The sequence below is a fragment of the Kitasatospora sp. MBT63 genome, assembly GCF_000710465.2.
Taxonomy (GTDB): Bacteria; Actinomycetota; Actinomycetes; order Streptomycetales; family Streptomycetaceae; genus Kitasatospora.
The window spans coordinates 1-20,590 of record NZ_JAIZ01000195.1; the positions used below are offsets into that span (position 1 = coordinate 1).

Below are 20,590 nucleotides of genomic sequence, written 5' to 3' on the forward strand. Positions count from 1 at the left end.
CGCCGGACGCCGGCCCCCCGAACCGGACAGACCCGGGGCCGTCCGCGGCCCCGGCGGCCCGACCGCGGACGGCGGCGTGTCCGGCCGCGTACCCGCCGCCGGCCCGGCCACCGCCGAAGGTCCCGGCCCCGACGGCCGGCGGGTCCTCGGCAGCACCATCCCCGGCCAGCGCGACGCGGCCGGCACCGGCGAAGACAGCGATCCCGGAGGCCCCACCATCGAGTCCGTAGCCAACGGCCACACGTCAGTCCGCGGGGGCAGCCTGCCTTCCCCCGCCACCGAGACACCCCCGCCGGTCGAAGGCGTCGAGGTGGTCCGCGGCACCCCGGACGGCGACCAGCTGGCCCTGCTGAGCGAGGTCGGCGGGCGGGTCGGCACCACCCTGGACCTGGACACCACCGCCCGCGAGCTGTGCGACGTGCTGGTCCCCCGGGTCGCCGACTTCGCCTGCGTCGACCTGCTGGACGGCCTGATCTCCGACTCCGAGCTGCCCCGGGACCGGCCGGACGACTCGACGATGCTGCGCCGGGTGGCCCGGGTCTTCAACGCCGGTTCCGGGTCCTGGAGCCACGTGCTGGACGAGGGTCGGCTGCTGGCGATGCCCCGCTCGACCCCGCCGGGCCTCGCCCTCCAGGAGAACAAGCCGGTCCTGGTCCCGGTGATCACCCCGGACGTCGCGGTGGAGTACGCGGCCTCGCTCGGCGGACCCGAGCTGGTGCCGCTGGTGGTGGACCGCTCGATGCTGGTGCTGCCGCTGTCCGCCCGGGGCACCGTGCTGGGCATCCTCAAGCTGCTGCGGCTCGCCGACCGCGGCCCGTTCACCAAGGCCGACGCCGACACCCTCAAGGAGCTGGCCGCCCGGGCCGCGCTGTCGCTGGACAACGCCCGGCTGCACCGCGCCGAGTCCAAGGTCGCCACCACCCTGCAGCGCTCGATGATCCCGACCCGGCCGCCGAAGATCCCCGGTGTCCAGGTCGCCCACCGCTACCTGCCGGGCGACCCGAAGGCCGAGGTCGGCGGCGACTGGTTCGACGCGATCCAGCTGCCCGGCAGCCGGGTCGCCCTGGTGGTCGGCGACGTGATGGGCCACGGCCTGCACTCGGCGGCGGCGATGGGCCGCTTCCGCACGGCCATGCAGACCCTGGCCGCGCTCGACCTGCCGCCCGGGCAGCTGCTGCGCCACCTGGACAACCTGGCCCACAAGCTCGGCGACGACCACCTGGCGACCTGCCTGTACGCGGTCTACGACCCGATCAACCGCACCTGCGAGCTGGCCAGCGCCGGCCACGTCCCGCCGGTGCTGGTCCACCCGGACGGGCGCGGCGAGCTGCTGGAGATCCCCGAGGGCGCACCGATCGGGGTCGGCGGGGTGCCGTTCGTGGCCAAGAAGATCAGCGTCCGGGACGGCTCGATGCTGGTGCTGTGCACCGACGGCCTGGTCGAGGTCCGGGGCGGCGACATAGGGGAGGGACTGGCCGCGCTCTGCGGCAACCTGATCGACCCGAAGAAGACCCCCGAGGAGGCCTGCGACACGGTCCTGGAGCGGCTGCACACCGACGACCGCAAGGACGACGTCGCCCTGCTGGTGGCCCGGTTCGACGGGGTGGCGCCGAGCGAGGTGGCGACCTGGCGGCTCACCGTGGAGCAGTCGCAGGTCCGGCACGCCCGGCGCCTGGTCCGCGAGCAGCTCGCCGCCTGGCGGCTGACCGCCCTGACCGACACGGTCGAGCTGCTGGTCAGCGAGCTGGTCACGAACGCCGTCCGGGTGGCCCGCGCCGATGTGCAGCTGCAGCTGATCCGGGTCGACAAGCTGCTGGTCGAGGTCAGCGACGACAACCACAACCTGCCGTCGCTGGAGCCCGCCGAGTCGATGGACGAGAACGGGCGCGGCCTCAACCTGGTGAGCAAGCTCGCCGAGCGCTGGGGGACCGCCCGCAAGGCGGTCGGAAAGGTGGTCTGGTTCGAGCTGGCCCTGCCGCGCGGCTGAACCGCGCATGTCGGACAGGGCCTAGCGGATCAGGGCGCCCGCGGGGGTACGGCGGGCCGCCTCGGTGGCGACCGAGGCGGCGGCGCCGACCCCGGCGAGCACCCGCGGCCAGTAGTCGCCGAACACCTCGACCGCCGCTGCGATCAGCACCGCCGTCAGCAGCGCCACCACGTGCTCCAGACCGGCCAGGTTGGGCAGCACGACCGCCTCCCCCACCATCACCAGCGCCACCGTCCCGCCCGTCCACCAGGCCCGGGTACGGAAGGCGACGCAGACCGCCAGCGCGACCACCGCGGCCGACGGCCCGGTGTCCCGGACGTGCGCCACCCAGTGCGGGAAGCCGAACAGGTGCTGCGGGCCGATCGCCACCCCGACCCGGGCGAACAGCGTGCCGGCCAGCGTGCAGGCGTACGCGACGAGCAGGGTGAGCCGGCGGCCCAGCACCATCTCGGCCAGCCCGAACACCACGAAGACCTGCGCCAGCGCACCCCAGACCGGCAGGTCCAGCGCGGGCACGTAGAGCGAGAGCGGGGTGCGCAGCAGCGAGACGTCCAGCGGCAGGGAGGCCTTGACCACCCCGATCAGGGTGACCACCTTCGCGCCGCCCGGCAGGTGCTGGACGACGCTGAAGAGCAGGATCAGCAGGGTGGCGGCCGTGGCCAGCGGAACCGAGGCGAATCGTTTGCGCGCCACATGGTCCCTGACCACCGCGTATAGGAGTCCCCACTCGGCGACGGCGGCCCGGGCGGCAATCGCCGGAACACCCTTTCGCACGCCCCCCACCTGGGCAATTTCCTTCACAGCCGACCCGCTCCCCGTTCGCGTTCCAGAAAAACCCGGCCCTGAGGTTCTCGCACTCGCGCCAGTCTTCGTTCGAGCACTACATCTACGGTAGGCACCGGCTAAACGGGAGGCATCAGCACAGGTGGCGAACCACTGTCATCCTCAGGTTGGAGAGCATCCCCCATTCGCCCCCCGATCGGACCCCCGGGGGAGTACGCCCCTGGATGGTCCGGGCTGGATTCCCTCCGCCCCCCGGCGGAGGGACAACCCATCCCCGTCCTGCCCGGCCGGCTACGCCTTCGGCGCGGCCGGAGCGGCCGCCCGCACGTGCCGGCGCCGGAACAGCGCGGGAAGACTCGGTACCGTGATGAAACCCTCGGCGCGCGCACTGGCGATGCCGATCCGCGGGATCTCACTGCTCTTCTCGAACAGCAGATAGCGCGGTTCCCAAATCGGGCGGTACTTCGCATTGGCCCGGTAGAGGGACTCGATCTGCCACCAGCGGGAGAAGAATCCCAGCACCGAACGCCACAGCCGCAGAACCGGCCCCGCCCCCAGCCTCGAGCCGCGCTCGAATACCGATCGGAACATCGCGAAGTTCAGCGACACCCGGGCGAGCTCGACCTCCTCGGCCCGCTGCAGGAGCTCAATCACCATGAATTCCATCAGGCCGTTCTCGCTGTCGCGGTCCCGGCGCATCAGGTCCAGCGAGAGACCGTCCCGGCCCCAGGGCACGAAACTCAGCAGGGCCCGCAGTTCGCCGTCGCCGTCGTGGCACTCCAGCATCACGCAGCGGCCGTCGTCCGGGTCGCCGAGACGCCCGAGCGCCATCGAGAAACCGCGCTCGGTGGCACCGTCCCGCCAGTGGTCGGCGCGGTCCACCAGCTCGGCCATCTCCGCCTCGGGGATGTCCTCGTGCCGGCGGATCCGGACGGTGTAACCGGCCCGCTTGACCCGGTTGTACGCCTGGCGGACCACCCGCATCGCCCGGCCGTCCAGCGAGAACTCGTCCAGCTCGACGATGGCCTCGTCACCGAGCTCCAGCGCGTCCAGCCCGTGCCGGGCGTAGATCACCCCGGCCTCCTCGGAGGCCCCCATCACCGCGGGCACCCAGGCGTGCTCCCGGGCCTCGCCCAGCCACGCCTCGATCGCCCCCGGCCAGGCCTCCGGGTCACCGATCGGATCCCCGGACGCCAGCGAGACCCCGCCGAGCACCCGGTAGGCGACGGCCGCCTTGCCGCTCGGCGAGAACACCACGGCCTTGTCCCGGCGCAGCGCGAAGTAGCCCAGCGAGTCCCGCTCCCCCTGCCGCTCCAGCAGCGCCCGCAGCCGGGTCTCGTCCTCCTCGCTGAGCAGTTCCTGGCCGCGCGGGCTGCGGAAGGCCACGTAGATCACCAGCAGGAACAGCCCGGCGCTCATCACGTTGATGGAGGCGTCCACCCAGGTCGGGACGGAGATCACGCCGGCCACCCGCTCGGACGGGGTGACCGTGACCATCCGGGCCACCGCGTACAGGAAGCGGTCCCCGAAGTCGTCCCCGGGGACGGTGTTGGTCGCCGAGACCAGCACCGAACCGATCCCGCCGCCGACCAGCAGGCCGGCGAAGAAGGTGGCGACCGCGGTCTTCGGGTTCGACCGGTCGCCCTTGGAGGTGAACTCCCGCCGGCCGACCACCAGGGCCACCACGAACAGGCCGGTGATCACCGTGGAGAAGTAGTTCAGCGGGTGGTGCGCGAAGCTCTCGCCCGGCAGCACCATCAGCACCAGGTAGGCGAGGAAGAACAGCCCGGCCAGCGCGGTGTTGAAGATCCACGCGGCCCGCTTGCGCCGCCGCATCGCCACCGCCAGGAACACCGACAGCACGACCGTGCTCAGACCCCCCGTCACCAGGTACGGGGTGAAGTACTCGCCCTCGTTGTGGGTGCGCACCTGCTCGCGGAACGGTACGGCCAACACCGCCACGAGGTTCAGCAGGGCCATCAGCCGCAGGTACCACACCGTCAGGGAGGCGGCGCGCGACCGCCACCGGGACGGCGGCCCGGCCTCGGCGGCGGGAGCGGCGGAATGGGTGGACGGGGCCGTCTTCACAGTGGACACAGCTCCAATTCCAGGGGATCGGACAGGGGCACGCATCCGCACGGCCCCCACCGGGGCGCCGCCCGGCGTCCGAATGGCCGGGTCCCGTCGGCCCACGACGGGGGCCTGTCTCCTTCCATGGTTGCCCACCCAGGATGAGAATGACGTGAAACCGGTAGCGGATTTGTACCCCCGCCGATCGGCGGGGGGACCATCCGCCCGGCCGCCGCGTCACCGCCCGCCGCCTGCGCCTACGCTCGAAGCAGGCTGCGCCGGGCAGCGCACCGAGACTGAGGAGAGACCATGCCGCCGATCCGCGTCCTGATCGTGGACGACGAGGTCCTGGTCCGCTCCGGTCTCGGCCTGATCGTCGGCTCTGCGCCCGACCTCGAAGTGGTCGGCAGCTGCTCCGGCGGCCAGGCCGAGCAGCAGGCCGCCGCGCTCGCCCCGCAGGTGGTGCTGCTCGACATCCGGATGCCCGACCTCGACGGCATCACGGTGCTGCGCCGGCTGCGCGCGCTGCCCGACCCGCCCGCCGTCGCGATGCTCACCACCTTCGACACCGACGAGTACATCGGCACCGCGCTGCGCACCGGAGCGGCCGGCTTCCTGCTCAAGGACACCGCCCCCGAACAGCTGGTGCACGCCGTCCGGGTGCTGGCGGCCGGCGGCAGCGTGCTCTCCCCCACCGTCACCCGCAGCGTGATCAGCGGCTACGTCGAGGGCGGGGTGCCCGACAACGAGGCCGCCTCGCTGGCCCGCCAGCTCACCGGCCGGGAGCTCGACGTGCTCGCACTGCTCGGCGAGGGGCTGTCCAACGCCGAGATCGCCGACCGGCTGTTCCTCGGCACCGGCACGGTCAAGGACCACATCAGCGCCATCCTCGGCAAGCTCGGCGCGGCCAACCGGGTCCAGGCCGCGGTGATCGCCCACCGGGCCGGCCTGGTCCGCACCCCGGGGCAGAGCGGCTGATGGGCGCCGGCGGCAGAACGCTGCCCGGGTGGGCGACCGGACGGTGCACGGCCCTGCTGCTGCCGGTCCTGCTGGCCGGCGTTGACGCCGCACTGGTCGGCAAGGACGGCACCTGGTGGGAGCTGATGCTCTCGGCCGTGGCCTGCCTCGCCCTGCTGATGCGCCGCCGGTACCCGGTCCTGACGCTGCTGCTCACCCTGCCCGGGACGTACGTCGAGTACATCTGGATCGCCCCGATCACGGCGGTGTACTCGGTCGCCGCGCACCGGGCCGAGATCCGGGCGACCACCGTCTGCGCCACCCTGTTCGCCCTGGTCGAGTACTTCCACTGGCCCGTGACGGCCTCGATGTTCGAGATCAGCCGGGAGACCGCGCTGGACGCCATCGAGAGCGTCATGCTGGCCGCGGCGCCGGCCGCGCTCGGCCTGCTCGCCCGCACCCGGCGCGAACTGGCCGAACGGATCGTCGAGCTGACCGAGGGGCAGCAGCGGGAGAGCCGGCTGCTGGCCGAGCGGGTGCTCGGCCAGGAACGCGCCCGGCTGGCCCGCGAGATGCACGACGTCGTCTCGCACCAGGTCAGCCTGATCTCCATCCAGGCCGGCGCGCTCCAGGTGTCCACCACGGACCCGGCCGCCAAGGACACCGCCCGCACCATCCGGGAGCTGTCCGTGCGCACCCTGGAGGAGCTGCGCCAGATGGTCGGCGTCCTGCGGGCCGCGAGCCTGCGGCGGGACGAGCCGCTCGCCCCGCAGCCCCGGCTGGCCGACCTGCCCAAGCTGATCGAGGGCAGCGGGCTCCCGGTCACCGCCCGGCTGGCCACGGGCGACCGGGACTGGCCGGAGGCGGTGGAGCGGGCGGCGTACCGCACCGTCCAGGAGGCGCTCACCAACATCCGCAAGCACGCCCCGGGCGCCCCGGTCAGCGTCAGCCTCGCGGCGCGCGGCACCCGGCTGCTGGTCGAGGTGCGCAACGGGCCGGCCCCGCTCGGCGCCCCCGACGCACTGCCCGACCACCTGCCGGGCGGCGGCCACGGCCTGGTCGGCCTGCGCGAACGCGCCCAGCTGCTCGGCGGCAGCCTGACCGCCGACCCCGGCCCGGACGGCGGCTTCACCGTGCGCGCGGAGCTCCCGGCGGCCGGCGGGGAGTGAGCGGCGCCGCCTTGCACCGGCGTGGGCGTACACCGGCGTGGGCGGACGCACGCGTGGGCGCACGACAAAGAGGCCGGTCGGATAAAATCCGACCGGCCTCAGTGGTGCGCGAGGGGGGAGTTGAACCCCCACGCCCTTTCGGGCACTGGAACCTGAATCCAGCGCGTCTGCCTATTCCGCCACCCGCGCATGGGTGATGTCGTAGATGCTACCTGATCTTCGGACCGGTCCGAGTCTCTCGACTCTTCCCCGGTCTTCCGGTCCGGCTCCCTTGCGGGGCGCCCCTTCCGACGTGGAAAACATTAGCACGGCGTGCGCGGTAGTCCGAAATCCCTTTCCCGGACCGCCCGGACGGCCGCCGACGAACGGGTGATCGAGGGGTTGGCCGGACGCGAAGGGGGTAGCCCTGGCTTGCCGGGAGCACCGATGGATGCGTGTGCCCGGGCTCACCAAGGGGCACCACATGCCGGGGGAACCGTACGGATGGGCCCGGCGTGGATACGATCAGTACGGAAAACCCGCCATCGGACCGAGGCGACACGCCGCAGACGGCGCGCCCGGCCGGATCAACGCCCTGGAAGGGGGTGCCCCGTGGGAGTCCTGAAGAAGTTCGAGCAGCGGCTCGAGGGTCTCGTGAACGGCACCTTCGCCAAGGTGTTCAAGTCCGAGGTCCAGCCGGTCGAGATCGCCGGAGCGCTGCAGCGCGAGTGCGACAACAACGCGACCATCTGGAACCGCGACCGCACCGTCGTGCCCAACGATTTCATCGTCGAGCTCAGCCCGCACGACCATGAGCGGCTCAGCCCGTACGCCGGACAGCTCGGCAAGGAGCTGGCCGGCATGGTGCGCGAGTACGCGGAGGCGCAGCGGTACAGCTTCATGGGCCCGCTCCAGGTGACCCTGGAGAAGGCCGACGACCTGGACACCGGCCTGTACCGGGTGCGCAGCCGCACCCTCGCCTCCGAGGAGCCGGCCCAGCAGGCCGCGCCGCAGCAGCCGCAGGGCTACGGCCGCCCGCCGACGCCGCCGGCCCCCGGCGCGCCCTGGCAGCAGCCGGGCCAGGCGCCGTACGGTGCGCCGCCCCCGCCGGCCGCGCCCCCGGTGATGCCCACCGCCCCGCCCGCCCCGGGCGGCGGCAACGTGCGCCCGTTCCCGGGCGCGGGCCACAGCGGCGCGGGCACCCGGCGCTGGATCGAGGTCAACGGGAACCGGCACCAGATCACCGGGAACGCCATGGTGCTCGGCCGATCCACGGAGGCGGACGTGCGGATCGACGACCCCGGGGTGTCCCGCAAGCACGCCGAGATCCGGCCCGGGACGCCCGCGATGGTGCTCGACCTGGGGTCGACCAACGGCATCGTGGTGGACGGGCAGCACACCCAGCGCGCTACGCTCCGCGACGGCTCCCGAATCGTTCTGGGGTCCACCACCATCGTCTACCGACAGGTCGAAGGGTAGAGCGGGCCTCCTATGTCAGATCTGACCCTGACGGTCATGCGGCTTGGCTTCCTCGCCGTGCTGTGGCTGTTCGTCATCGTCGCGGTGCAGGTGATCCGCAGCGATCTGTTCGGCACCAAGGTCAATCCGCGCTCCGCGCGGCGGGCCGCCGCCGCCCCGGCGGGTGCCCCGAACCGGCCGCCGCAGACCCAGCAGAGCGCCGCCCCCGCGCAGCCGAGGCAGCGCCGGGGCGCCCCCACCCACCTGGTGGTGGTGCAGGGTTCGCTGGCCGGCACCACGGTCGCGCTGCAGGGCCAGACCATCACCCTGGGCCGGGCGCACGACTCCACCATCGTGCTCGACGACGACTACGCGTCCTCCCGGCATGCCAGGATCTACCCCGACCAGACTGGGCAGTGGACGGTCGAGGATCTAGGCTCCACCAACGGCACCTATCTGGACCGGCAGCGGCTGACCACGCCGCAGCCGCTCCAGCCCGGGATGCCGATCCGTATCGGCCGGACCGTCATCGAGCTGCGGAAGTAGTCAGCGCATGAGGGACAGCACCCCGTCCACCCAGAGGAGGGTAGGGACCGCATGAGTCTCGTGCTGCGCTTCGCCGCCGGGTCCCACAAGGGCTTGATCCGGGAGGGGAACGAGGACTCCGGCTACGCCGGTCCGCGCCTCCTGGCCGTGGCCGACGGCATGGGCGGGGCAGCGGCCGGTGAGGTCGCCTCCTCCGAGGTGCTCGGCTCGATCGTCCGGCTGGACGAGGACGTGCCCGGTGCCGACCTGCTGACGCTGCTGAACGACGCGGTGCAGACCGCCAACGACCGGCTGCGGCAGATGGTCGAGGAGGACCCGCAGCTCGAAGGCATGGGCTGCACCCTCACCGCGATGCTGTGGACCGGCCAGCGGATGGGCCTGGTGCACATCGGGGACTCCCGGGCGTACCTGCTGCGGGACGGCTCGCTCAGCCAGATCACCCAGGACCACACCTGGGTGCAGCGGCTGGTCGACGAGGGCCGGATCACCCCGGAGGAGGCCGAGACCCACCCGCAGCGCTCCCTGCTGATGCGGGCGCTGGACGGCCGCGGCCAGGTCGAGCCGGACCTGTCGATCCGCGAGGTCCGGGCCGGCGACCGCTACCTGATCTGCTCGGACGGCCTGTCCGGGCCGGTCAGCCACCAGACCCTGGAGGAGACGCTCGGGAGCTTCTACGCCCCGCAGCAGACCGTCCAGGCGCTGATCGAGCTGGCCCTGCGCGGCGGCGGTCCCGACAACATCACCTGCATCGTCGCGGACGTCATCGACGTCGGCGCCACCGACACCCTGAGCGGTCAGCTGGCGGACTACCCGGTGGTGGTCGGCGCGGTCGCCGACGCGCCGCCGCACCCGAGCAGCGACCAGGGCATGCTGAACACCCCGGCCGGCCGCGCCGCCGGCCTCGGCCGCCCGCAGGCCCCGCAGGGCGCCTTCGGCCCGGCCAACGGCTACGACGCCCCCGCACCCGGCTTCGGCCCGGCGGAGGGCTATCCGGAGACCGGCTACGGGGAGTCCGACGAGGGGGGCTTCGGCGAGCCCTACGGCGCGTACGAGGACACCGAGCAGCCCGTCCACGAGGGCCGGCGACGCGCGCGCCGCAAGCGCCGCGGGCTGAAGGTGTCGATCGCCGTGGTGGTCGTCCTCGGTGCACTGGGCGCGGCCGGCTGGTTCGGCTACCAGTGGACCCAGGACCAGTACTACGTGGGGGCCGACGGCGACTCGGTCGCGGTCTACCAGGGCATCAACCAGAACCTGGCCGGCCTCGGGCTGTCCTCGGTGCACCAGAAGTACGGCGACATCGAACTCAAGTACCTGCCGACCTACCAGCGCACCCAGGTCACCAAGACCATCCAGGCCAAGAGCCTGGGGGACGCCGAGGACCAGGTGAAGCGGCTCGGTGAGCAGGCCGCGGCCTGCAAGCGGGTCGCCGACGGCGCCAAGCCGGCCGCCCCGCCCACCACCGACCCCGCCACCACCGGCACGACCACCCCGGGGGGTGTCGCCCCCCTCACCGAGCGGGAGCAGCAGCTGGCCACCTCCTGCCCGACCCAGTAGGGGCCCTTCCGGGGTCCAGCAGCCGTCGGGAGCGGCCGTCACGTGAGCACCTTTGACCTGAGCAGCAACAGCAACACCGAACCCGCGCGGCGGCGCGCCAACACCACCATCACGCCGCAGGGCACGCCGAACCGGCGCAACACCGAGCTGGTCATGCTGGCCTTCGCGGTGCTGGTGCCGATGGCGGCGTACGCCAACGTGGGCCTCGCGATCGACAAGAAGCTGCCGGCCGGCATGCTGGAGTACGGCCTCGGCATGGGCGCGCTGGCGCTGATCGCGCACCTGGTGATGCGCCGCTTCGCGCCGTACGCCGATCCGCTGCTGCTGCCGCTGGCGACGCTGCTGAACGGCCTCGGGCTGGTGATGATCTGGCGGCTGGACAAGGCGGGCAGCCTGCTGGCCTCCAACTACCCGGCCGCGGCCAACCAGCTGATGTGGTCGGGCCTGGGGATCGCCTTCTTCATCGGTGTGATGCTGCTGCTGAAGGACCACCGGATCCTGCAGCGCTACACCTACATCTCGATGGTGGTGGCGCTGGTGCTGCTGGCCGCGCCGGCCTTCTTCCCGGCCCGGGCCGGGGACTTCGGCGCGAAGATCTGGATCCACATCGGCTCGTTCTCGATCCAGCCGGGCGAGTTCGCCAAGATCATCCTGACGGTGTTCTTCGCCGGCTTCCTGATGGTCAAGCGGGACGCGCTGGCGCTGGCCAGCCGCCGCTTCATGGGCCTGTACCTGCCGCGCGGCCGCGACCTCGGCCCGATCATCGTGGTCTGGCTGCTGTCGATCCTGATCCTGGTGTTCGAGACCGACCTCGGCTCCTCCTTCCTGTTCTTCGGCCTCTTCGTGGTGATGCTCTACGTCGCCACCGAGCGGACCAGCTGGATCGTCTTCGGTCTGGTGATGTCGATCGGCGGCGCGGCCGTGGTCGCGATGGCCGAGCCGCACGTCAAGACCCGCATCAACTCCTGGCTGGACCCGATGGCGGCCTTCCAGGACCCGCCGCCGCCCGGCACCAGTGAGCAGATCGGCCAGACCCTGATGTCCTTCGGGACCGGCGGGGTCACCGGCACCGGCCTGGGCCAGGGCCGTTCCTGGCTGATCCAGTTCGCCGCCAAGAGCGACTTCATCCTGGGCTCCTTCGGCGAGGAGCTCGGGCTGACCGGCATGATGGCGCTGTTCGTGCTCTACGGCCTGATCGTGCAGCGCGGCCTGCGCACCGCGGTGGCCGCCCGTGACCCGTTCGGCAAGCTGCTGGCGGTCGGTCTGTCCTCGGCCTTCGCGCTGCAGGTCTTCGTGGTGGCCGGCGGTGTCACCGGTCTGATCCCGCTGACCGGTATGACGATGCCGTTCCTGGCCCAGGGCGGTTCGTCGGTGGTCGCCAACTGGGCGCTGATCGCGATCCTGCTGAAGATCAGCGACACCGCGCGCCGCCCGGCCGCCGAGCCCACCCCGGAACCCGCGCCCGGAGCGGAACCGACCCGGACCTGAAACCCGTGGTGATCCATGCGGTTGAATCTCAGATAGCTGTGCCACCATCGGCCGAGCCAGGCCCACCGACACCGGAGAACCGGAGGGGATCCGTCCCGTGAACAAACCGATCCGCCGGGTCTCGATCTTCTGTCTGGTCCTGATCCTGGCCCTGATGGTCCGCGTCAACTGGGTGCAGGGTGTCCAGGCCGAGGCGTGGGCGAGCAACAAGCACAACGACCGGAACAAGTACGACCGGTACGCCTACCCGCGCGGCAACATCATCGCGGGCGGCCAGCCGGTCACCAACTCCGACTTCGTCAACGGTCTGCGCTACAAGTACAAGCGCAGCTGGATCGACGGCCCGATGTACGCGCCGATCACCGGCTACTCCTCGCAGTCCTTCGGCACCAGCCAGCTGGAGCAGCTGGAGGACGGCGTGCTGGCCGGCACCGACTCCCGGCTGTTCTTCCGCAACACCCTAGACATGCTCACCGGTGAGCAGAAGAAGGGCGGGGACGTCGTCACCACGATCGACCCGAAGGCGCAGAAGGCCGCCTTCGAGGGGCTGGGCGACAAGAAGGGCGCCGCGGTCGCGATCGACCCGCGCACCGGCGCGATCCTGGCGCTGGTCTCCACGCCGTCCTACGACCCGGGCACCTTCTCGGGCGGCGGCAAGGAGGACTCCAAGGCCTGGACGGACCTCAACAACGACCCGAACAAGCCGATGCTGAACCGGGCGCTGCGCGAGACCTATCCGCCCGGCTCGACCTTCAAGCTGATCACCGCCGCCACCGCGTTCGAGACCGGGCTGTACAAGAACGTCGACGACGCCACCCAGACCCCGAAGCCGTTCATCCTGCCCGGCACCAACACCGAGCTGAAGAACGCCAGCGCCACCGAGGACTGCGAGAACGCCACGGTGGAGCACGGGATGGACCTGTCCTGCAACACCGTCTTCGGCAAGATGGGCGCCGACCTCGGCAAGGACAGGCTGCGGGCGCAGGCGGAGAAGTTCGGCTTCAACAACGGCAAGATCGACACCCCGATCCGGGCGGTCACCAGCGTCTTCCCGTCCAACTCCAGCCCCGACGGCACCGCGATGGACGCCATCGGCCAGCACGACACCCGGGCCACCCCGCTGCAGATGGCCATGGTCGCCGCGGCGATCTGCAACAACGGCAGCCTGATGCAGCCCTACCTGATCGCCCAGGAGCGCTCGGCCAACCTCGACGTGATCTCCAACCACACCGAGCACCAGCTCAGCCAGGCGGTCAGCCCGGCCACCGCGCAGAAGCTCCAGCAGCTGATGGAGAGCGTGGTGCAGAACGGCACCGGCACCAAGGCGAAGATCAACGGCGCCACGGTCGGCGGCAAGACCGGTACCGCCCAGCACGGCCAGGACAACAGCGGTCTGCCGTTCGCCTGGTTCATGTCCTACGCCAAGGGCGCCGACGGCAAGCAGGTCGCCGTCGCGGTGGTGGTCGAGGACGGCGCGGCCGAGCGGAACGAGATCAGCGGCGGCTCGATCGCCGCACCGATCGCCAAGTCGGTCATGGAGGCCGTGGTCAACAAGTAACGGCCCGCCGGACGGACGGCTCAAAAAAGTCGTGTGACGATCGACCAAGTCCGACCCCGCCCGCTTTTACCCGGAGATTGTCACAATGGGACGGTCCCGGTCGATACCGGTCTGGTCTCAGCTGGCGGGCTCGCCCGGCTCACCGAGGTTGGCCCGGTAGCGTATCCGCAAGCAGCGGGTCTGCCCGCCGCACACCCACGGCCCGGGCCGTGGGCCGGGACCGCGAAACCAGCGCGGGCTCCGGATGCGTCTTTCAGAGCGTGCGGGGACACCTACGTCACATCCTCACCGACCGGTGGGGGAGAGGGTCGGAACTATGGAAGAGCCTCGTCGCCTCGGCGGCAGGTACGAGCTCGGCGGCGTCCTCGGGCGCGGCGGCATGGCCGAGGTCTACCTCGCCCATGACACCCGGCTCGGCCGTACGGTCGCCGTGAAGACCCTCCGTGCCGACATGGCCCGAGACCCGTCCTTCCAGGCCAGGTTCCGCCGCGAGGCGCAGTCCGCGGCCTCCCTCAACCACCCCGCGATCGTTGCCGTGTACGACACCGGCGAGGACTACATCGACGGCATCTCCATCCCGTACATCGTGATGGAGTACGTCGAGGGGTCCACCCTGCGCGAGCTGCTGCACTCCGGGCGCCGGCTGCTTCCCGAGCGCGCGCTCGAGATGACCATCGGCATCCTCCAGGCGCTGGAGTACTCGCACCGGGCCGGCATCGTCCACCGCGACATCAAGCCCGCCAACGTGATGCTCACCCGCCAGGGCAACGTCAAGGTCATGGACTTCGGCATCGCCCGGGCGATGGGCGACGCCGGCATGACGATGACCCAGACCTCGGCCGTCATCGGCACCGCCCAGTACCTCTCCCCGGAGCAGGCCAAGGGCGAGACCGTCGACGCCCGCTCCGACCTGTACTCCACCGGCTGCCTGCTCTACGAGCTGCTGACCGTGCGGCCGCCGTTCGTCGGCGACTCCCCGGTCGCGGTCGCGTACCAGCACGTCCGCGAGGAGGCCCAGCCGCCGTCCGCGTACGACCCCGAGGTCCGCCCGGAGATCGACGCGATCGTGCTAAAGGCGCTCGCCAAGGAGCGGGACTACCGCTACCAGAGCGCCGACGAGATGCGCGACGACATCGAGCGCTTCCTCGACGGCCTCCCGGTCGCCGCCGCCCAGCAGGCCGCCTACGGCATGGGCGCCGCGGGCTACGGCTACGACCAGGGCGGCGCCCAGTACGACCCGTACGGCCAGACCAACCTGCTCCCCCAGCACGGCGCGGCCGGTCCGACCACGATGCTGCCGCAGGTCGGCAACGCGCAGGGCGGCTACGGCTACCCGCCGCAGGAGGACGGCTACGGCGGCGGGAACAACGGCGGCTACGACGACGGCTACAGCGGCGGCGGGCGCCGCCGCGAGGAGCCGCCGAAGAAGAACAACACCTCGTGGATCATCCTCGCCGTGGCGGCGGTGCTGGTCCTGGTCGGTGCCTTCTTCGTGGTCCAGGCGATGGTGAAGACCGGCGACAGCGCGGGCGGCAAGACCACCTCCCCGACCCTGACCGGCAAGACCCTGGCCGAGGCCCAGAACGCGGCCAAGGCGCAGAGCTCGACCCTGACCGTCCAGGCCGGGGACCCGGTCGCCTGCCCGGACACCAAGATCCAGAAGGATCAGGTCTGCACCCAGGACCCGCCGGCCGGCACCTCCATCGCCACCAACACGGTGATCAAGGTCCAGCTCTCCTCCGGCCCGGCCGCGGTCGACCTGGCCGACTTCAGCGGAAAGTCGCTCGCCGAGGCCACCGCCGCGCTGCAGAAGGCCGGCTTCGTGGTCGCCAACCCGGTCTACAAGACCGACGACAGCACGCCGCAGGACAGCGTCATCTCGCAGAGCCCGGCCGCCGGCAAGGCGCCCGCCGGGGCGACCGTCACGCTGACGGTCTCCCAGGGCCAGGGCAAGGTCCCGGTGCCGGGCGTCACCGGACAGCCGCAGGACGCGGCGACGGCCACGCTCGAGGCGCAGAACTTCACGGTCGACGTGAAGACCACCCCCACCAACGACCCGACCAAGATCGGCATGGTGGCCAGCCAGAACCCGCCGGCCAACACCAAGGCGGCCAAGGGCTCCAAGGTGACGCTGACGGTCTTCAAGGCGCCCGACAAGGTCAACGTCCCGATCCTGCAGGGCAAGACCTACAAGCAGGCCTTCGACGCACTGAAGGCCGTGGGTCTGACGCCGAACGTGGTGGCCGGCCCGCAGGACGACAACGCGGTCGTGCTCACCAGTGACCCGCAGTCCGGCACCCCGGTCGACCCGAACACCGTGGTCAAGCTCTGGACCCGCCCCGGCGACAGGGGCGGCCAGTCACCGGGCGGCAACTGACGCTCCGCCACCGAGGGGGCCGTGCACCGCGCACGGCCCCCTCCGGCGTGTCCGGGCACCCGTGCCGCGGGCGGCACTCCCGCGCGGCACTACCGCGCGTCCCGGCCGATCTCCTGCAGCGCCAGCTGCCGCATGATGGCGACGCCCTGCGGCAGCACCAGCGGCTGGTGGTGCTGGACGCTCGGCCACCCGTACGCGGCTCCGCCGATCCGGCGGACCCGGATCAGCGCGGCGAGCCGGGCGTCGGTGATGGTGTACCCGCTGTACGGGGCGGAGAGCCGGCGCAGCAGGCCCGCGTCGCACGCGGTCCGCAGCAGTCCGTTGCGGCTCAGCTCCCGGTGTCCGGTCTCCAGGGCCAGCAGCTCCGCCAGGGCGTCGAAGGTCAGCGCGTCCTCGGGGATGACGCCGTGCCGGATGGGCTCCTCCTCGGGGGCCGGCCGGACCGCCGCGCGCTGCGGTGGCACCCGGTGGCCGCCGTCCGACCGCTCCACCACGTCGATCAGCCGGGTGATCCGCTCGTCCAGCCCCTCGACCGCCCGGGTGTTGGCGCCCATCGCCGCCGTGACCGCGGCCCGGGCCTCGGCGCCGAAGGCGGCCGCCGCGGCCTGCGCGACCAGCCGGAAGAACTGGACCGCCTCCGGGGACGCCTGCGGGCCGGGTTCCGCGTCCACCGTGTAGCGGCCGGTGCGGCGGATCGCCGGGATCACCTCGTGGGTGATCCACCGCTTGAAGGCCCGCGCCTGCGGCTTGCGGGAGCGGAGCACCAGTGAGTACAGCCCGGGCTCGTTGATGACGGAAACCTGCTGGTCACCGCCGGGGGTGTAGACAGTAGCTACCCCCTTCTCGTCCTCGTCGAGGGTCTTCCTCAGGGTGTCGCGCGGATTGGTGATCTCCAGGACCGCGCAGACATCCGCCGCCACCCACCACGGCTCGCCGTCGACCGTGACCACCCTGACCCCGTGCCCCTGGAAGTCGAACCGGGCCGGGGCTTCGTTCGCGTTCGTCATATCAGGCACAACGACCGCGCGGGACGGCGGAGACTCGAATCCCCGCCGGAACGTCAGTTCGGCCCGGGGCGGCCTTCCTTGGGCCGTCCCGGGTCGAATCCGACCGGATGTCACCCGGTCACGCGGCCACCACGCCACCCGGTCACCACGTCACCCGGTGACGTCCAGCACGATCTTGCCGACCGTCCGGCCGGACTCCAGCAGTTCGTGGGCCTTGGCGGCCTCCGCCAGCGGCAGCACGGTGCCCACCTCCGCCCTGAGCCGTCCGGTGGCGGCCAGGTCTGCGACGGCCAGCAGGGCGGCCCGGTCCGGTTCGACCAGCAGGAAGCCGGCCCTGATGCCGCGTTCGGCCGCGGCGGGCCTCAGGGCGTCGGCGGCCGGGGTGGTGAGCGAGACCAGCGTGCCGCCGTCGCGGACGACCGGCAGCGAGCGCTCGCTGTAGTCGCCGCCGACCGCGTCGATGACCACGTCGACCTCACCGACCGCGGTGGCGAAGTCGACGGCGGCGTAGTCGATCACCTCGTCGGCGCCGAGCCCGCGGACGAACTCGTGCTTGGCTGCGCCGGCCGTCCCGATCACGTACCCGCCGAGCGCCTTGGCGATCTGGACGGCCACGTGGCCCACGCCGCCGGCCGCCGCGTGCACCAGGACCCGCTGCCCGGGCCGCAGGCCGGCCCGGTCCACCAGCGCCTGCCAGGCGGTCAGTGCGACCAGTGGCAGTGCGGCGGCCTGCGGGTGGGAGAGGGCCGCGGGCTTGGGGACGAAGCGTCGGGCCGGGGCGGTCACGTACTGGCCGTAGCCGCCGTGCAGGTGCGGGTAGTCGAGCATCCCGTAGACCTCGTCGCCGGGCTCGAACAGCGTGACGCCCCAGCCGACCGCCTCCACCACGCCCGAGACGTCGTGCCCGAGCACGAACGGCGGCTCGGCCCGCAGCAGGCCGCCCGTCGCCCGGGTCTTGAAGTCGGTCGGGTTGGTCCCGGCCGCGTGCACCCGGACCAGCACCTCGGTGGCGCCGGGTACCGGGCGCTCCCGCTCGGCCGGCTGCAGCACCTCCGGGCCGCCCAGCCCGTCCTGGGTGATCACCGTCATCATCTGAGCCATTGCCCCGCTCCTACGCTCGGTCCACTGTCGCTCACCATCCTGCGACCGAGGATTCAACGGAACGAGTGGCCGGATGGACGCCAAGTGAGAGGATCTGGCCATGCACTCGGTCGTGGTTCTCGCCCTGGACGGTGTCATCCCCTTCGAGCTCGGCATCCCCGCCAAGGTGTTCGGCCTGGCCTACGGCCTGGACGGCCGCCCGCTGTACCGGGTCAGCACCTGCAGCCCGGACGGGAGCCCGGTGCCCACCAACGCCGACTTCTCGATCGCCGTCGAGCACGACGCCGGCGTGCTGGCGACCGCCGACACCGTCGTGGTGGCGCCCAGCTACCACCCCTCGGTGCTGAACGGGGTCCTGCCGCCCGGTCTCGCCGAGGCCTTCGCCCTGGTCCGCCCGGGCACCCGCTGGGTGTCGATCTGCACCGGCTCGTTCGTCCTGGCCGCCGCCGGCCTGCTGGACGGGCGCCCGTCCACCACGCACTGGTTCCACACCGAGCGCTACCGGGAGCTGTTCCCGGCCACCCGGCTCGACCCCGGGGTGCTGTTCACCGACGACGGCGACGTGCTGACCTCCGCCGGCGCCGCCGCCGGGCTCGATCTGTGCCTGCACCTGATCCGCCGGGACCACGGCAGCGAGGTCGCGGCCCGGGCCGCCCGCCGCTGCGTGGTGCCCGCCTGGCGGGAGGGCGGGCAGGCCCAGTTCGTCGAGCGTCCGGTGCCGCCGCCGACCGGCTCCGACACCGCGGCCGCCCGCGACTGGGCCCTGCACGAGCTGCACCGGCCGATCCAGCTGGCCGAGCTGGCGGCGCAGGCCCGGATGAGCGTGCGGACCTTCAGCCGGCGCTTCCTGGCCGAGACCGGCCAGACCCCGGGCCAGTGGCTGACCGCCCAGCGGCTGGGCCTGGCCACCGGGCTGCTGGAGAGCAGCGACCTGCCGGTCGACCAGGTCGCCGAGCGCTCGGGCTTCGGCAGCGCCGCCTCGCTGCGCCAGCACCTGACGGCCTCGCTCGGGGTCTCCCCCGCTGCCTACCGGCGAACCTTCCGCGGCTCCGCGCGCACTCAGCGCAGTTCCGGCGGCGGGGTCCGGCGGGAGTCCACCGGATCCACCCGGACCAGGGCGCCCCACACCGCCATCCGGTAGCGCGAGGTGTACACCGGCGTGCAGGTGGTGAGGGTGATGTAGCGGCCGGCGGTGGTGAACGGGGACCGCTCGGGGACCGGCGCGATGATCCCGGTGTCGTACTTGGAGGTCTGTTCCAGCGTCCCGGCCACCCGGTAGACGTACCAGCTGTCCCTGGTCTCCACCACGACCGCGTCGCCGACCGCCACCTTGTCGAGGTCGTGGAACCTGGCGCCGTGGCCGTCGCGGTGGGCGGCCAGGGCGAAGTTGCCGCTGTCCGCCCACGGCATCGCCGCCCGGTACGGCTCCTGGTAGACCCCGGCGACGCCCTCGTCCAGGGTCCCGGGGTCGGTGCCCGGCCGGATCAGCACCTGGTAGTCCCGGCCCATCGCGGGCACGTGCAGGAAGCCGAGGCCGTCCCCGGCCTCGTAGCGGGGCGGGGCGGGCTCGGCGGGGTCCGGGGCGGGCGCCGGAGCGGACCAGCTCTGCCGCAGCCGGCCGGCGGCCTGCCCGGCCTGCCGGTCGGCGACCACATCGGTCCACCACAGCGAGTACCCGAGGAACAGGGCCAGCACCAGGCCGGCGGTGATCAGCAGTTCACCCGCCACCCCGAGCGCCCTGGTCCCGCGGCCGCGGCGCCGGCCGCCGACCGGCCGTAGCCGGCTGAGGGCGTCCGCATCCCTGAACGCAGAACCCATCGGTACCGGCCTCCGCCCGTCAGTGGCTAACCGGTGAGCGCGGCGGGCTGGCCCTGGCTCCTCGGCTGTTCCCCCGTCATCTTGCCAAAGACGATCAGCCGTCCCCGGGCACTGAACTCCGGCGTGCATGTCGTCAGCGTGATGTAGCGGCCCGGCTGGGTGAACGGCGACCCCTTGGGGACCGGCTGGAGCACCGTGACGTTGTTCGGCGGGGTCTCCGGGATGCCGCCCGCGACCTCGTACGTGTAGTACGTGGTCGAGGTCTCCACCACGATCTTGTCACCCGGCTTGAGCTGGCCGATCTTGCGGAACGGCTGCCCGTGGGTGGTCCGGTGCGCGGCGATGGCGAAGTTGCCGGCCTTGTCGGCCGGCATCGCGGTGCCGGTGTAGTGGCCGACCAGGCCCTTGTCCAGCACCTGCTGCTTCTGGGTGCCCTCGGCGATCGGGTACTTCAGGTCCAGCTTGGGGATGTAGACGATGGCGAAGCCCTGGCCGGGTTCGAACTTGCCCGGGTCCTTGGGCGCCTCGGTGCCGGTGGCGGGCTGCTGGGGCTGGGCCCACTGCTGCTCCAGCTGGCTGCGGGTGCCGTCGGCGGCCGCGTCGGCCTCCACGTTGGTCCACCACAGCTGGTACGCGACGAAGAGCAGCATCACCAGGCCGAGCGTGATGAACAGTTCGCCGACCATCCGGGAGGCCACCACCAGCTTGGACTCCTTGGGCCGCGGCTTGGGACCGCGG

Annotated in this window: 16 protein-coding genes and 1 tRNA gene; 10 read left to right on the forward strand and 7 right to left on the reverse strand. The window is 72.2% G+C overall.

Annotation, left to right across the window (positions count from 1 at the left end; all coding sequences use genetic code 11):
* Positions 1-1,987, forward strand: a 1,987-nt coding sequence (locus tag AA75_RS13685; protein WP_051812291.1) for a SpoIIE family protein phosphatase, incomplete at its 5' end; no start/stop codon positions are given.
* Between the two features lie 21 nt (positions 1,988-2,008).
* On the opposite strand, the gene AA75_RS49275 is transcribed toward AA75_RS13685, so the two are convergent.
* Positions 2,009-2,761 carry a hypothetical protein gene (locus tag AA75_RS49275; RefSeq protein WP_051812300.1) on the reverse strand — a complete coding sequence of 251 codons (753 nt, stop codon included), beginning with the start codon at positions 2,759-2,761 and terminating at the stop codon, positions 2,009-2,011.
* A 300-nt stretch (positions 2,762-3,061) separates the two neighbouring features.
* Entirely contained in the window at positions 3,062-4,858 is a 1,797-nt protein-coding gene (locus AA75_RS13695) for a phosphatidylglycerol lysyltransferase domain-containing protein (protein ID WP_051812293.1), read from the reverse strand.
* Positions 4,859-5,149: 291 nt separating this feature from the next.
* Here AA75_RS13695 and AA75_RS13700 point away from each other — a divergent pair, with 291 nt between their 5' ends.
* The gene (locus AA75_RS13700) at positions 5,150-5,818 is read left to right on the forward strand and encodes a response regulator transcription factor (protein ID WP_033820248.1); all 669 of its coding nucleotides are present in this window, start codon (positions 5,150-5,152) and stop codon (positions 5,816-5,818) included.
* Positions 5,818-6,966, forward strand: coding sequence for a sensor histidine kinase (locus tag AA75_RS13705; protein ID WP_051812295.1), 1,149 nt, complete (start codon positions 5,818-5,820; stop codon positions 6,964-6,966). The genes AA75_RS13700 and AA75_RS13705 overlap by 1 nt, the downstream gene beginning before the upstream one ends.
* Positions 6,967-7,068: 102 nt before the next feature.
* Here AA75_RS13705 and AA75_RS13710 read toward each other — a convergent pair.
* Positions 7,069-7,155: transfer RNA gene (locus AA75_RS13710), tRNA-Leu, on the reverse strand.
* A gap of 402 nt (positions 7,156-7,557) precedes the next feature.
* Between AA75_RS13710 and AA75_RS13715 the strand changes: the two genes are divergently transcribed.
* The 6 genes from AA75_RS13715 (at position 7,558) to pknB (ending at position 15,926) form a co-directional block, all read left to right on the forward strand.
* A complete protein-coding gene (locus AA75_RS13715) occupies positions 7,558-8,424 on the forward strand; it encodes a DUF3662 and FHA domain-containing protein (protein ID WP_033820249.1) in 867 nt (288 codons plus the stop codon).
* A 12-nt stretch (positions 8,425-8,436) separates the two neighbouring features.
* Entirely contained in the window at positions 8,437-8,949 is a 513-nt protein-coding gene (locus tag AA75_RS13720; RefSeq protein ID WP_033820250.1) for an FHA domain-containing protein, read from the forward strand.
* A gap of 51 nt (positions 8,950-9,000) precedes the next feature.
* Entirely contained in the window at positions 9,001-10,503 is a 1,503-nt protein-coding gene (locus AA75_RS13725) for a protein phosphatase 2C domain-containing protein (RefSeq protein WP_033820251.1), read from the forward strand.
* A gap of 42 nt (positions 10,504-10,545) precedes the next feature.
* Entirely contained in the window at positions 10,546-11,991 is a 1,446-nt protein-coding gene (locus tag AA75_RS13730; protein ID WP_233289013.1) for an FtsW/RodA/SpoVE family cell cycle protein, read from the forward strand.
* A 97-nt stretch (positions 11,992-12,088) separates the two neighbouring features.
* A complete protein-coding gene (locus AA75_RS13735) occupies positions 12,089-13,549 on the forward strand; it encodes a penicillin-binding protein 2 (protein WP_033820252.1) in 1,461 nt (486 codons plus the stop codon).
* A 316-nt stretch (positions 13,550-13,865) separates the two neighbouring features.
* Entirely contained in the window at positions 13,866-15,926 is a 2,061-nt protein-coding gene (gene pknB / locus AA75_RS13740) for a Stk1 family PASTA domain-containing Ser/Thr kinase (RefSeq protein WP_033820253.1), read from the forward strand.
* 89 nt (positions 15,927-16,015) lie between these two features.
* On the opposite strand, the gene AA75_RS13745 is transcribed toward pknB, so the two are convergent.
* Complete coding sequence (locus AA75_RS13745) at positions 16,016-16,933, reverse strand: Bro-N domain-containing protein (RefSeq protein ID WP_051812297.1); 918 nt, start codon at positions 16,931-16,933, stop codon at positions 16,016-16,018.
* A gap of 150 nt (positions 16,934-17,083) precedes the next feature.
* Positions 17,084-18,034, reverse strand: a complete 951-nt coding sequence (locus AA75_RS13750) for an NADP-dependent oxidoreductase (RefSeq protein WP_082526480.1) — start codon at positions 18,032-18,034, stop codon at positions 17,084-17,086.
* 100 nt (positions 18,035-18,134) lie between these two features.
* On the opposite strand from AA75_RS13750, the gene AA75_RS13755 reads away from it, so the two are divergent.
* Positions 18,135-19,175, forward strand: a complete 1,041-nt coding sequence (locus tag AA75_RS13755; RefSeq protein ID WP_082526481.1) for a GlxA family transcriptional regulator — start codon at positions 18,135-18,137, stop codon at positions 19,173-19,175.
* Here AA75_RS13755 and AA75_RS13760 read toward each other — a convergent pair.
* Both AA75_RS13760 and AA75_RS13765 read right to left on the reverse strand, forming a co-directional pair.
* A complete protein-coding gene (locus AA75_RS13760) occupies positions 19,094-19,852 on the reverse strand; it encodes a class E sortase (RefSeq protein WP_063794351.1) in 759 nt (252 codons plus the stop codon). The genes AA75_RS13755 and AA75_RS13760 overlap by 82 nt on opposite strands.
* Positions 19,853-19,878: 26 nt before the next feature.
* Positions 19,879-20,590 (reverse strand): class E sortase (locus tag AA75_RS13765; RefSeq protein ID WP_033820254.1); only part of this gene is annotated, 712 nt, incomplete at its 5' end.